Annotated in this window: 12 protein-coding genes; 5 read left to right on the top strand and 7 right to left on the bottom strand. The window is 62.3% G+C overall.

Annotated features, from left to right (window positions below):
* Positions 1-65 precede the first annotated feature (65 nt).
* Positions 66-995: an SDR family oxidoreductase gene (locus tag ACZ9HU_RS11855; protein WP_476105171.1), complete on the top strand. Its 930-nt coding sequence runs from the start codon at positions 66-68 to the stop codon at positions 993-995.
* A gap of 220 nt (positions 996-1,215) precedes the next feature.
* Here ACZ9HU_RS11855 and ACZ9HU_RS11850 read toward each other — a convergent pair whose 3' ends face one another.
* From ACZ9HU_RS11850 to ACZ9HU_RS11835, 4 genes are read right to left on the bottom strand one after another with little or no spacing between them, the layout of a single operon-like run.
* A complete protein-coding gene (locus tag ACZ9HU_RS11850) occupies positions 1,216-2,004 on the bottom strand; it encodes a CmcJ/NvfI family oxidoreductase (RefSeq protein WP_476105170.1) in 789 nt (262 codons plus the stop codon).
* 11 nt (positions 2,005-2,015) lie between these two features.
* Positions 2,016-2,513, bottom strand: coding sequence for a DUF3237 domain-containing protein (locus tag ACZ9HU_RS11845; RefSeq protein ID WP_292687535.1), 498 nt, complete (start codon positions 2,511-2,513; stop codon positions 2,016-2,018).
* 12 nt (positions 2,514-2,525) lie between these two features.
* The gene (locus ACZ9HU_RS11840) at positions 2,526-4,703 is read right to left on the bottom strand and encodes an outer membrane protein assembly factor BamB family protein (RefSeq protein WP_476105168.1); all 2,178 of its coding nucleotides are present in this window, start codon (positions 4,701-4,703) and stop codon (positions 2,526-2,528) included.
* Positions 4,700-5,581, bottom strand: coding sequence for a DUF8021 domain-containing protein (locus ACZ9HU_RS11835; RefSeq protein WP_476105167.1), 882 nt, complete (start codon positions 5,579-5,581; stop codon positions 4,700-4,702). Before ACZ9HU_RS11835 ends, ACZ9HU_RS11840 begins: the two co-directional genes overlap by 4 nt.
* A 155-nt stretch (positions 5,582-5,736) precedes the next feature.
* On the opposite strand from ACZ9HU_RS11835, the gene ACZ9HU_RS11830 reads away from it, so the two are divergent.
* From ACZ9HU_RS11830 to ACZ9HU_RS11820, 3 genes are read left to right on the top strand one after another with little or no spacing between them, the layout of a single operon-like run.
* On the top strand, positions 5,737-6,126 hold the full coding sequence (locus tag ACZ9HU_RS11830) for a nuclear transport factor 2 family protein (protein WP_476105166.1): 390 nt from the start codon (positions 5,737-5,739) through the stop codon (positions 6,124-6,126).
* 16 nt (positions 6,127-6,142) lie between these two features.
* Positions 6,143-6,598, top strand: coding sequence for a nuclear transport factor 2 family protein (locus tag ACZ9HU_RS11825; RefSeq protein ID WP_476105164.1), 456 nt, complete (start codon positions 6,143-6,145; stop codon positions 6,596-6,598).
* 11 nt (positions 6,599-6,609) lie between these two features.
* Positions 6,610-7,365 (top strand): SDR family NAD(P)-dependent oxidoreductase, encoded by a 756-nt coding sequence (locus ACZ9HU_RS11820; protein ID WP_476105163.1) that lies wholly within the window; start codon positions 6,610-6,612, stop codon positions 7,363-7,365.
* A 68-nt stretch (positions 7,366-7,433) separates the two neighbouring features.
* On the opposite strand, the gene ACZ9HU_RS11815 is transcribed toward ACZ9HU_RS11820, so the two are convergent.
* Genes ACZ9HU_RS11815 through ACZ9HU_RS11805 form a run of 3 tightly spaced genes read right to left on the bottom strand, consistent with a single transcriptional unit; the run spans position 7,434 to position 11,395 of the window.
* Positions 7,434-8,903, bottom strand: a complete 1,470-nt coding sequence (locus tag ACZ9HU_RS11815) for an aldehyde dehydrogenase (RefSeq protein ID WP_476105433.1) — start codon at positions 8,901-8,903, stop codon at positions 7,434-7,436.
* A 17-nt stretch (positions 8,904-8,920) separates the two neighbouring features.
* Positions 8,921-9,877 carry an SDR family oxidoreductase gene (locus ACZ9HU_RS11810; RefSeq protein ID WP_476105161.1) on the bottom strand — a complete coding sequence of 319 codons (957 nt, stop codon included), beginning with the start codon at positions 9,875-9,877 and terminating at the stop codon, positions 8,921-8,923.
* Positions 9,878-9,880: 3 nt separating this feature from the next.
* Positions 9,881-11,395, bottom strand: a complete 1,515-nt coding sequence (locus ACZ9HU_RS11805) for a carotenoid oxygenase family protein (RefSeq protein ID WP_476105160.1) — start codon at positions 11,393-11,395, stop codon at positions 9,881-9,883.
* A gap of 196 nt (positions 11,396-11,591) precedes the next feature.
* Between ACZ9HU_RS11805 and ACZ9HU_RS11800 the strand changes: the two genes are divergently transcribed.
* Positions 11,592-12,479: a dienelactone hydrolase family protein gene (locus tag ACZ9HU_RS11800; protein WP_476105159.1), complete on the top strand. Its 888-nt coding sequence runs from the start codon at positions 11,592-11,594 to the stop codon at positions 12,477-12,479.
* Positions 12,480-12,497: the final 18 nt, after the last annotated feature.

Here is a 12,497-nt window from a genome sequence, read left to right as displayed (position 1 = left end):
GATTCCTTGGGCTTATTTGTATGCTATACTAACAATAGTGACCGACTTGGCGAGAGGGAAAATGCATGGGCGAGGAAACGAATGGCTGGCGCGGGCGCTTGGCCTTTATCAGCGGGGGCGTATCGGGGCTGGGCTTTGGCATTGCACGGGCCTTTGCGCTGGCCGGGATGCGCTTGGCGCTGTCCTATCGCAACGAGGATTACCGCAGCAAAGCCGCAGCATGGTTTGCGCAAAATGGTTTGGAAGAACCGCTTTGGGTGAGCCTTGACGTCACCGACCGCGATGGATTTGCCGCTGCGGCCCGGCGGGTTGAACAGCATTTCGGCGCGGTGCATGTGCTGGTCAACAATGCGGGCGTCTCGGTCTTTGGAAACACCGCCGATGCATCCTATGCCGATTATGACTGGATCATGGGGGTGAATTTCGGCGGGGTGGTCAATGGGATCACTTCTTTCCTGCCCGCGCTGCGCCGCGCCACCGGGCGCCGCCATGTCGTCAATATCGCCAGCATGGCCGCCTATCTGTCCGGCCCGCAGGCCGGGATCTATACCGCCAGCAAATTTGCGGTCCGGGGCCTGACCGAGAGCTTGCGCTATAATCTGGTGCCGCTGGGTATCGGTTGCTCGCTGGTGTGTCCGGCGCTGGTGGCCACCAATGCGTGGGACTCGGCCTTTCGCCGCCCCGCCGAATTTGTCGATAGCGGTTTTGGGCAGGTTGATCGCGGCGCGCTTGAACATTTCGGCAAGGCCTTTGCGGCGGGCATGGATCCGCTGGAGGCAGGGCAACGCATCCTGTCCGGCATGAGCGAAGGACACGGGCTGATCTTTACCCACCCCGAATTCGCCGAGGATTTCAGGGCGATTTATGAGGAGAGCATAGCCGCCCTGCCGTCGGATGAGGCACCGCCAGAGCGGTTGGAGGTCGAGCGGATGCGGCGGGCGGCAAACAAGGCGGCGCTGGAGGGGAAGGAAATTACGATTGTGGATTTGAATTGAGAGGAAGGAAGTTTGCCTCCGGCGGGCAAAGGGCGGGGCCCCTTTGCAATCCCCATACTGTCTATGTGGTGCCCAATATCGCCCGCAGCGCAACCTTGCCGCGCCGCAGGCTATTAAACCGCTTCGCGGATCAGCGCATCGTCGCCGAGGATACGCCACCCCAATCATGGGATTGCAAAGGGACAGAGTCCCTTTGCCCGCCGGAGGCACCCCTAAAAACCTACCACCAATAAGCCGTCGCCCGCATTTCAATACTAGACCGAGGCGGCGCGTCCCCCGGCGCGCTGGGATCATTAAACGCCACATGGGGGATATGCCGCGCGGCGGCTTCGTCGCTGTCCTTGGTTTTGAACAGGATGGCCTCGCCCACGTGCATGTCGGGATAGTAATACCAGCGATGCTCCGGATTATGCGCGACGACCAGACCTTCAAAGCCCCATTCGCGGCCATCTGGCTCGTCGAAAATCGCATCGGCCACGATCAGGTCCCCCGCCGCCACGCTGCGCGCATCGCACAGGGCGAGCGGCACGTCCTGCGGCGCGGGGGAAAGCGCGCGCCAGATGTTGATCGCGGCATAGCGGCGAAAGGAGCGCCCACCTGCGCCGCGCTCGGCCATCAAGCGCGATGATCCATCGGCCACGTCGATATGGGCAAAGCGCGCCGGGTGGGAATTGTTGCCGCTGCCCGCCAGACCCGATTTTTCCGAAAAGCGCAGGATGCCATGAGGCGACACTTTGACCTCGTCCGCCCCGGTGACGCGCTGGACCAGAGCGGCCAGTTCGGGCGCATAGACGCCTGCGATTTGTGCCGGGTCGCGCCAGTCGGACACCGCGCTATCGTGCCGCGCCAGTGTGAACCCTTCACGGTCAATGTCCGCGTTCAAATCCCGCGCGCTTTCCACACGCATCGGGTGCGACACGATATCCAGCACATCGCGGTGATGGGCATTGGCGTAATAGCGGGGCCGTTCCACCCCGCGTCCGGAATAGGCGATCTGGGCCAGGGGCATCGCGGCCTCCTTTACGTCAGTGCGTAATAGCGCACATGGTTGCCATCCGGGCGGCGCTCGCCGATGCCGATGAAGATGTGGCGCGTCAGCCAGTCATGCTTGCCCTTGCTGGTTTCAAAGCTGGGCTGGGCGCGCAGGTAGTATTCGGCATGGGGCACAGGGTCGCCCCCGGCAAAGGCCCATTGGCGCAGCCGGTCCATCACCCCCGGCTCGCGTCCCCACAGGAAGCCCTTGTTCTGCATATAGATCAGTGTGCCGTCTTCCTCCTCCAGCATATAGCGGGCGTCGAAACAGGCGGTGTCATCGGGGCGGAACAGCGCATAATCGCCGCCCGAATTGGGCACGGCGCGGCCTTTCAAACGCGGGCCTTCAAACGTACCCTCGTCGACATAGACTGCGCTGCGCATGCCGCCCGATGGGATATCGGGCACCATCTGCACCCGCGTAAAGCGCAGGGTGCAGGCGAAGGCGAATTCGAGGCGGGGGTTTTCCAGTGTCGAAAATTCCATGGGGTTCGGCCTCTAATAATTGGAAAGAATAGTCAGCGCAGGCCCGTCGAGCGGCTTCTTCGCCTTCACTTTGGCCAGTTCCTCAACGCGGGTCTTGGCTTGCAGGTCGATCAGATAGGCGTGGATCGCATCGGCGTCCGCGGGCGTCAGGATGTCATTCCAGCGCGGCATCCCGCCCGGCACCAGCAAGCCGTCGAGCAGGATCTGGCGGAACATCTCATGCGTTCCGGGCTGCATCCGGCGCAGGTCTGGCGTGATCGAGCGGTGGCGGTTGGCGTGGCAAATCGCGCAATTGGCGAAGAACAGGCCTTGCCCCCGCGCAATGGTTTCGCCCGTCACCCCCGGTGCCTGTGCGGGTGGTTCGGGCGCCACGGTCAGCGCGGGCAGGCGGGGCGGGGGCGTCAGGCGCGCTTTGCCCTCCAGTTTGAACACCAGCAATCGGTTGGCATTCACCCGATTATACGCGGCGGCAAAACGCGGCACGAAGGGAAAGCCCCCGCCGCCCCAACCGGCCGCCACGGCGATATATTGGGTTTTGCCGATCGTATAGGTCATGGGCGCGGCAAGGATGCTGGTGCCGGTGTCGATGGTTTTGACGATGCGGCCATTGGCGGCGTCACGGACAACCAATTGCCCCGCCACATTGCCATGCACCATCACGCCGCCCGCCGTGACCAGCGCGCCGCTGCGATCCTGCCAGCTTTGCATATCGGCGGCCCACACGGTTTTTCCCGTCAATGGATCAAGCGCGCGCATCTGCGCCTTGCCGGGGTTCTTCACCGCTTCGGCAAAGGCGGGCAGCGCCTTGACCTGCGCGGCCAGAGGCGGGGGCAGGGTATCCACCGCCTCCCCCACATCGGTGGTGAAGATCAGCGCGGCGTCATTGTTCAATCCGCGCGCCTTCAACGGCTTTTGCCCCGGCGTCATGAAGATCAGATTGCCGATGTCCAGAACCGCGCCGTAATACAGGCCCGTCTTGGGGCTGTAGGCCGCGCCATGCCAGTTGCGTGCGCCGGGCGTGCCGGGAAACACGATCTTGGGCCCGGTGGTATAGTCCGAGCTTTCCGGCGTCAGATTGGGCCGCCCGGTTTTCATGTCCACCCCGCTGGCCCAATTGACCCGCGCGATGGGGTTGGCGCGCAGCAATTTCCCGTCGCGCCGGTCGAGGACATACATGAACCCATTCTTGGGCGCATGCAGCACCACCGGTCGATCCACGCTGTCCAGCGTCACATGGGTCAGCACCATCGGCTGGGTGCTGGTGAAATCCCAGTTGTCGCCCGGCGTTTCCTGATAATGCCACTTCATCGCCCCGGTTTTCGGGTCCAGCGCGACGACCGAGCCGATATAGAGATTGTCGCCCCCCGATGGGCTGCGTTTCGATGTGGCGTAGGGCCCGCCATTGCCGGTGCCGATCAGCACCAGCCCGGTTTCGGGATCGTAATTGATCGCATCCCATGGCGCCCCGCCGCCGCCAATGTCCCAGCGGCTTTTCGGGTCCCATGTTTTCAGCGCGGCGTCGAGTTCTGGCCGCTCCTGCGGCCCCAGCGCCGGATCGCGCGGCACCACATGCCAACGCCAGCGGATTGCGCCGGTTTTCAGGTCCAGCGCCGTGACATAGCCGCGCACGTCATATTCCGCGCCCGCCATGCCGATGATGACCACATCGCCCGCGATTTCCGGCGCGCCGGTGGAATTGTCGCCCTTGGCGCGGTTTTCGATAAAATCGGTCTTCCACACCACCTTGCCGGTCTTGGCATCCAGCGCATACATCCAGCCGTCGAGCGCCGCGATGAACACCTTGCCATCGGCCACGGCTAGGCCCCGGTTGACCATGTCGCAACAGGCGGTGCGGTTAAGCTGCATGTCCACCTGCGGCTCGAACGCCCAGAGCAGGCGGCCTGTCGCCGCATCATGGGCATAGGCCCGGCCCGCCACGCCAGCGGTATAAAGGACGCCGCCCACCATCACCGGCGTCGCCTCCATGCCGCGCGTGGTGCCCAGTTCCGCCATCCACGCAAGACCGAGACGCGGAGCATTGGCGGGGGTGATTTGGGACAGGCGGCTGTAATGCGTCTTGCCCGCATCGCCGCCGGGGTTGGTCCATTGCGCGCCTGCGCCCTCTGGCTGCCCGGCGGTCAGTTGGGTGGCCAGAGCCGCCAGTGCCAGCGCGGAAATCAGCCGTCTCATCGGGGCAATTCCTGCTGCGGGCGTTCATTGGGCCACGGACTGGGCATGCGATAGGGGACGGTGATGAAATTGGCCTCGATCTGGCAAATCATGCCGTGGTCGATTTTGAAGAGTTCGGAAATATAGAAGGAATGCGGGCGGCGCACCGGGCTGTTGACCCAGCGTCCATCGGTCAATTGATAGCGGTCCAGCTTGCCCGAATGGTCGATGAAACCAAAGGCCAGCACGAGGCCGCGTTCTTCATCCACCAAGGGGAAGCGGCGGGCGCGCAATTCATCGTCATAGCGATAATTGCCCATGCGAAATTGCTCTTCGCACCCCAGCGCCGAGACGGGGACGATTTTGGCAAAGTCCGGGTTGCGGGTCGTCTGGACGCCATTTTCCACTCGGTTGCATTCGGGGTGAAACCGCGTGTGGATCGTGCCGTCATTCAATTGCAGCGTGTCGAAATAGCCGTTGGACAGGCGCACCATTTCGGCACGATCCACCGGGGCTTCGACGCCCGATTCAAGAATGGGTTTGACCCAGTATTGCGGGTTTTCGAATTTGATGCCCGAATCGCTTTGCCGCACGATGCACATTTCGCATTCGGTAATCTGGCCCGCCGCGTTGACGGCCAAACGCAGGGTGAAGCCAGATTCCTCGACCGCCTCGATGATCGTGCCGAAATAGCCGACCTGTCCGGTGCGCGTGTCGGCAAAGCGCAGTTGATATTCGCCAATGCCCAGCAGCGTGTTCCAAACCCCGTCACCGGGCGTCAGCATCACGTTGTTTTCGGAAAATTGTGCGTCGGGCGCCCAATCAACAGCGCCCGCATCGCGCGCCGCCAAAGCCGCCAGAAACCTGTCGAGCACGCCATAAAGCGCGGTCCGATCCATAACCTCTCCCCAATTGTATGGCGTCAGGGGAATGAGGGGTATGGTCCCTGTCGCCGGTTGCATCCTGTCTGGCATATGCTATCAATTGTTACAATAGCCATTGCGCGGCATCGCCGCTTCATCGCGCAAAAACAACAGGCAGGGGAGAGACAATCATGGCGCGCACCGCGCAGGAAGAGGCCAATCTGCGCCTCGTGACAGAGATGTATCACAAGGTTTTGATCGCGATGGATTCGTCCGCCGTCGACCAATATATTGCGCCCGATTATGTGCAGCATTCCTCGCTGGCCGAACCGGGGGTGGCGGCGTTAAAGGCCTTCCTTGACCATGTCCGGGCCGAAAGCCCCGACGCGCGCCAGACCATTCACAGGTCGATGGTCGATGGCGATATGGTGGCCATGCATGTCCATGTCGAACGCTTTCCCGGCGATCCCGGTTTGGCGGTCGTGGATATCTTTCGCGTGCGCGATGGCATGATTGCCGAACACTGGGATGTGTTGCAGGACGTGCCCGCAAATCCGGTCAATCCGCTGCCCATGTTTTGATTAAAGGAGAGGTTCCATGCTGCGCTTTTCATTGGCCGCCTTGATGTTGCTCTCTGCTGCGCCCGCGATGGCTGCGCCTGCCGCGGGGGGCGCTTGCAAATTGACGCCGAAACAGGTCGTCACCAAATTCATGGATGAATTCTATATCAAGGGTGAGGTGCGCCATGCCTTTGAAACCTGGGTCGATCCCGGTTATATTCAGCACAATCCCTATGCCGCCACCGGGCGCGATGCGGCGATTGCTTTCCTTGAGCCTTTTATGAAGGCCAACCCCGGCCATAAGGCAGAAATCAAGCGCATTCTGGCCGATGGCAATATGGTGATGGTCCACACGCACAGCCGGATGAAGCCCGAAGAGCGCGGATCGGCGGTCGTCGATATTTTTCGCGTAAAAGGTTGCAAGGTCATAGAACATTGGGACGTTTTGCAAGTTGTCCCAGAAACATCGGCCAACCAGAACACGATGTTTTAAGGGGCCGATCCATGGTTTCGATTACCGGAGAGTTTGTTGACCGCTGCGTGGTCGTTCTGGGCGGGACGGCGGGCATTGGCCTTGCCGCCGCGCGCCGATTTCGTGAAGAAGGCGCCAAGGTTGCGGTGACCGGCCGCAACACGGATGCCTTGCGTGAAATTGCCGAGGATCTGGACGCCCTGTCCATCCGCAGCGACATTGCCGACCCGCAGCAAAGCGCGGGTGCGATGGCCGAGATCGAGGAGGCGCTGGGCGGAATCGACGTGTTATTCGTCAATGCGGGCGTGGGCGGTTTCGCCCCCGTCGATCAGGTGACCGAGGAGTTCTGGGACCAGATCCATGACGTGAACCTGCGCGGTGCCTTTTTCGCGATCCAGCGCGCGTTGCCGCTGATGCGCGATGGGGGCAACATTGTCATCACCGGATCGATCGGATCGCTGGCCGCGGTGCCGGGCAATGTTGCCTATGCTGCAGCAAAAGCCGGCTTGCGGGCGATGGCGCGCATTCTGGCCAAGGAATTGCTGCCCCGCCGCATCCGGGTCAATATGGTCAGCCCCGGCCCGACCGACACCGAAATTTTCAAGCGCGACGCAACACCCGAAACTATCGCCGAAATGAAGGCAATTATGGCAAATGTCGTTCCGATTGGCCGCATGGGAACCTCGGAAGAGCTCGCCAATGCTGTGTTGTTTCTTGCCAGCGCGCGCGCATCGTTTATCAATGGCGTCGACCTATTCGTCGATGGCGGCTGTATAGAGCTGCGTTGACCCGACATCACGAGCTGTGAGAGGGGAAGGGGGCGTCGCCGAAATCTGGCTGGCGCCCCCTTTCGGGCCTATAGCGTTGACGGCATCCCATCGAGCAGGATGGTCTTGAGTTCGGTATAGCCCAACAAGCCCTCGATCCCGCCTTCGCGGCCAAGGCCCGATTGCTTGAACCCGCCAAAGGGCAGGCCGAAATCCATCCGCAATCCGTTTTGCCCCACCGCCCCGGTGCGAACGGCCCGCGCAATGCGATAGGCCGCATCGACATCCTGGGTCAGCACCGAACCATTCAGGCCGAAATGGCTATCATTGGCGATGCGGATGGCGTCGGCCTCATCCTCATAGGGGATCAGCGCGAGGACCGGGCCAAAGATCTCCTCCTGCGCAATGCGGCTGGCATTATCGACATGGGCGAACAAGGTCGGTTCGATGAAATAGCCCTTGGGCAAATGCGCCGGACGCGCGCCGCCATGAATCAGCGTCGCCGTCTTTTTGCCCTCCTCGATATAGTTCTCGATCCGCTCCAATTGGCGCTTCATCGCCACCGGGCCAAGCTGGGTGGTGGGATCATCGCTATGGCCGATTTTCACCTGGGCCATCTCGGCGGCAATCGCGGCGGCCAGTTCATCGTGACGCGCACGGCTCACCAACACGCGGCTGAGCATCGCGCAAACCTGCCCGCTCATCATACAGATGGTTCCGGCAAAGATCTTGGCGGCGATTTCGATGGGGAAGTCATCCAGCACGATCGCCGCCGATTTTCCGCCCAATTCCAGCGTGCATCGCGCGATCCGCTCGCCGCAGACCTGTGCGATGCGTTTGCCCGCGACGGTCGATCCGGTAAAGCTGACCTTGTCCACGCCCGGATTGCAGACCAGATGGTCCGACGCCTCGCGGTGGCCCGTGACCAGATTGATCACGCCCGCGGGTACGCCCGCCTCCTGCGCCGCCTCGGCAATGATATAGGCCTCCAATGGGGTTTCGGGGCTGGGCTTCATAATGACACAGCAACCGGCGGCCAACGCATAGGCCACCTTGTTCAGCATGATGCCATAAGGCCCGTTCCATGGCGCAATCGCGGCCACCACGCCCACCGGCTCATAGGCCACCATGCCCACGGCGGCACCAACGGTCGGGCGGGTTTCCACCCAATTGAACCCTTCGGCCATGGCGATGATGCCGTCAAAGGTGGCGTTCGATCCGGCCTGCATGATGCCCGAAAAACTGGCAAGGCCGCCCATCTGCATTGACCATGCCCGCGCCGTTTCGCCCACGCGCGCATGCAGGATGGCCGACATTTTCTTCATCACCGCCAGCCTTTCGGCAGGCTGCATCCGGGGCCATGGGCCATGGTCAAAGGCATGGCGCGCGGCGGCCACGGCGGCGTCCATATCGGCCTCGTCGGCCTCGGCCACGGCGGAGACGACCTCCTCGGTGTCGGGGCTGATCTGTTCGATCATGCGGCCGGAATGGGCGGCCACCCATGCGCCGCCGATGAACAGCCGGTCGGGATGCGCAATATTGGGTTCAACCGGGGTAATCTGGGGGAAGGGGGCGTTCATTTCGCATGTTCCATTGGTTGGGCTGCGGCGCGCAGCATATCGGCATGCGCTTCGATCAGGCTGCGCACGCTGCGCGGCGGGCGGCCGGTCAGTTTTTCCACATCGTCGCTGCGGATCGCGAGGAAGCCTTCGCGGATGGCGGCGCCGAATGTCACCATGTCGTCGCTGTTCCACGGGATGCCACTGACGCTGCTGTCATCGACCGGGCGGCGCGGGATGCCCATGGCGTCGAATATCGCATATTGCGCCTCGTCCGAGACGGGCGTGTAGGTCAGCGGAACGCCGGTGATCTGTGACAGGATCGCCGTCACTTCGGCAAATGTCTGCAAGTCCGGGCCGGTGATGTTATAGATCCGACCTGCGTGGCCGCCCGATCCGGCGGCAATGTCGCGCAGCACCGCCACCGCGCTTTCGATGCAATCGTCGCGCCAAACCATGGCCTCGCGCCCGTCGCCCGCGTTTGATATCCATTGGCCGCTGCTCATCACGCCCGGCCCGGCCATCACGATCATCGCGTCGGCATAATGCGCGTCGCGCAGCATGGTCCAGTCCATGCCGCTGGCGCGGATCAGGCGTTCGGTTTCAATGTGGTCATGGCGCACCTCGGCGGGGTTGGCCGGATCGTCGATGCCGATAAAGCTGGTGTAGAGGATATGGCGCACCCCCTGCGCGGCGGCGGCATCGATGGCGGCCTTGTGCTGGGCCACGCGGGCGCCGACCCGCGTGCCGGAAATCAGCAGCATCGTCTCGGCCCCCGCCACGGCATCACCCAGCGTTTCGGGCCGGTCGAAATCGCCATAGCGGATGGTGCAGCCCTGCGTTTCTCGCTCCGCCAATTTGGCGGGGGTGCGCGATATCAGCACCAGCCGATCCCCCAGGCCCGCCGCGATCAGCCGATCGGTGACGCCGCGACCATATTGGCCGCTGGCGCCGGTTATCACGATCTTGCCCATGGCTTACTCCGCTCCGTCCAGCACCGATTGCGGCACCCACCAGCCATGCACCTGCGGGCGCAGGCGGGCGGGGATGGCAATCTTGGCCACCGGGCCGCGATGCAGCGCGCCTGCGTCAATCACCCATGCGGCATGTTCAAATTCATTCTCGCCGGTCTGATGATCGACGATGGTGATGAGATAGCCCAGATGATCGGGATCATGGGACGGCACATGGACCGGCTCATTATAGCTCCACCCCACGGGCAGGGGCAGGGCGTCAACCACCTGTCCCGGACCTTGCGCGAAATCCAGCCGCAGCAGCGCGTTGAACATTGCGCCCACCGGACCACCGGCCAACGGCGGCCCCTTCATCTCCGGGTCCATGGACAGCATCCAGCCATAGGGATTGGGGCGCCCCTGAAACCGCGCCGGGATGACCGGAAAATCGCCGGGAGGGCCAACGACGCTTTCGTTCACATCGCTGGCATCGCCCTTGGGATCGACGCTCCAGCGGGTCAGCGCGCCCTGCACCTCCCACGGGGCCATATGGATGCCCGAAGCCTCGCGAATGAAGGGGAAGGCGTTGGTGTTCGACAGGCATTGGTCGAAATGGATCACGCCGTCTGTGTCTTCAAAGGCGTTCATGAAGTGATAGGCCGAAACGCCCTTTGGCCCTTTGAACCAGCGCATTTCCGAGACATCGCCATAACGCGGCATCACGCCCAGCCAGCTGTCGGTTTCCATCTCATGCACCCAATGATCGCCGCCGGCCTTCAGCCGTTCGAGCGAGCAGGTGGTGGGATAGATCGGAAAGAGCGCGTAATTTTCGGTGATCGCGAAATCATGCATCATCGCGCAATAGGGCGCGTCGAACCATTGCTCGCGCGTGAGGTTGCCGTCCTTATCAACGATCAGATAGGCAACCTTGGTGCTGGCCTCACCATCGGCCTCATAGCCATATAGGAACATCTCGCCCGTCTGGGCATCGATGCGGACGTGGGCGGTGACGGTCCGCGATTTCAGCTTTCCGCCAAAATCATATGACCCTCGCGTTTCCAGCGTGATCGGGTCCATTTGATAGGGGCGGCCATCTTCCTTGGTCATCAGCAAACGCCCGGCGTGCCAGACCGGCGTGGTGTTGGCCACGGTGCGATCGACGCCCGCCATATCGGCATCATCGGTGAACGGGTTGCGGTAACGGCCAAAACGGGCATGGCCCGCTTCATTCTCGGCGTTCCAGCGGGCGGTGCGGACATAGCGGATCGCGTAATCCACGGTGCCGTCGTGATTAAAGGATACGCGGCTGATCATGCCATCGCCCGACAGGACGTTGTCATCCTCGAACTTGGGCGCGAAATGGGGGTCGGGGACGGCGCGATAAAAGCTGCCGCGCACCTCGGCGGGCAATGTGCCTTCGACGGCAAGGCCGGTGAAGGATACTTCCTGTCCAACGGGCTGGTTCAGGCCGGTAAAATGCGCGGTTTCGGGAAATTTCTGTGCGGTTTGCGGGGCATCCGCCCCTGCGATAGTTGCCATGATCCTCACCTTTTTATCGTAACTTTTGTTAGCATCTTATGCGGTTTGGCGAAGCTTGCAATCCTCTTTTCCCGGCGCGGGTCGCAAATTGTATCGGCCTGTGCGGCGCGGTTGAATTATTGTCATTTCTGGGCCAGCTTGGGCCGGTAAAAAGGGGCGGGCAAAGTGTGCCTGTCGATATCAGGAGAGCATTCCCATGTGCGACGAACTGACCATCGCCGATGATGATGCCAATGCCGCCGCCAATGCTATTGAACGCGGTCTTTCGCGCCGCCAGTTTGCCGCGATGAGCGCGGCAGGCGCTGCTGCCGCCATGGCCGGGGCCGAGCAGGCGATCGCCGCAGGCGCGGCGTTGAAGGAAAACGCGGTCACCATCACTACCCCCGATGGCCAATGCGACGCCTTCTTTGTCCACCCCGCCAAGGGCAAGCACCCCGGCATTATCGTATGGCCCGACATTGCCGGTTCGCGCGACGCGTACAAGGTGATGGCGCGTCGTTTGGCATCGGACGGCTATGCGGTGCTGCTGGTCAATCATTATTACCGCACGGCCAAGGCGCCGTTGCTATCGGGGCTTGCCGAATGGCGCACGCCTGCAGGTGGTGAAAAGCTCAAGCCTGCGATTGCGGCCATCACCGTTCCTGGCATCATCAGCGATTCCAAGGCGTTTGTCGCGTGGCTGGACAAACAGGCGCCGGTCGATACCAAGCGCAAGATCGGTTCGGCGGGTTACTGCATGACGGGCAGCTATACCGTGCGCAGCGCGGCGGCCAATCCCGACCGCGTCACCGCCTGTGCCAGTTTCCATGGCGGTGGTTTGGTGACCGAGGCGGCCGACAGCCCGCACAAGTTGATCGCGGCGACCAAGGCGTCATTTCTCTTTGCCATCGGCAAGAATGACGACGCGCGCAGCCCAGATGACAAGGATGCACTCAAGGCTGCCGCTGCTGCTGCCGGTCGACCGGCGGAGGTCGAGGTCTATAATGCGGATCATGGCTGGTGCACGCTGGACGCGCCATCCTATGACAAGGGCGAGGCGGATCGTGCCTATGCCCGCCAGCTGGCGCTGTTCGCCAAGCTGTAATGCGTTCCGGGGGAGGTG

Source organism: Novosphingobium sp. Sphag1I, from assembly GCF_056279125.1.
Note: the sequence above shows the minus strand (reverse complement) of the source record. Positions and strands in the feature narration are given on the sequence as shown.

Excerpts from the sequence above, each read along its gene's own strand:
- ACZ9HU_RS11825 (WP_476105164.1), top strand. The coding sequence starts at position 6,143 with ATGCTGCGCTTTTCATTGGCCGCCTTGATGTTGCTCTCTGCTGCGCCC.
- ACZ9HU_RS11800 (WP_476105159.1), top strand. The coding sequence starts at position 11,592 with ATGTGCGACGAACTGACCATCGCCGATGATGATGCCAATGCCGCCGCC.
- ACZ9HU_RS11810 (WP_476105161.1), bottom strand. The coding sequence starts at position 9,877 with ATGGGCAAGATCGTGATAACCGGCGCCAGCGGCCAATATGGTCGCGGC.
- ACZ9HU_RS11845 (WP_292687535.1), bottom strand. The coding sequence starts at position 2,513 with ATGGAATTTTCGACACTGGAAAACCCCCGCCTCGAATTCGCCTTCGCC.
- ACZ9HU_RS11855 (WP_476105171.1), top strand. The coding sequence starts at position 66 with ATGGGCGAGGAAACGAATGGCTGGCGCGGGCGCTTGGCCTTTATCAGC.
- ACZ9HU_RS11830 (WP_476105166.1), top strand. The coding sequence starts at position 5,737 with ATGGCGCGCACCGCGCAGGAAGAGGCCAATCTGCGCCTCGTGACAGAG.
- ACZ9HU_RS11840 (WP_476105168.1), bottom strand. The coding sequence starts at position 4,703 with ATGAGACGGCTGATTTCCGCGCTGGCACTGGCGGCTCTGGCCACCCAA.
- ACZ9HU_RS11850 (WP_476105170.1), bottom strand. The coding sequence starts at position 2,004 with ATGCCCCTGGCCCAGATCGCCTATTCCGGACGCGGGGTGGAACGGCCC.
- ACZ9HU_RS11805 (WP_476105160.1), bottom strand. The coding sequence starts at position 11,395 with ATGGCAACTATCGCAGGGGCGGATGCCCCGCAAACCGCACAGAAATTT.
- ACZ9HU_RS11835 (WP_476105167.1), bottom strand. The coding sequence starts at position 5,581 with ATGGATCGGACCGCGCTTTATGGCGTGCTCGACAGGTTTCTGGCGGCT.
- ACZ9HU_RS11820 (WP_476105163.1), top strand. The coding sequence starts at position 6,610 with ATGGTTTCGATTACCGGAGAGTTTGTTGACCGCTGCGTGGTCGTTCTG.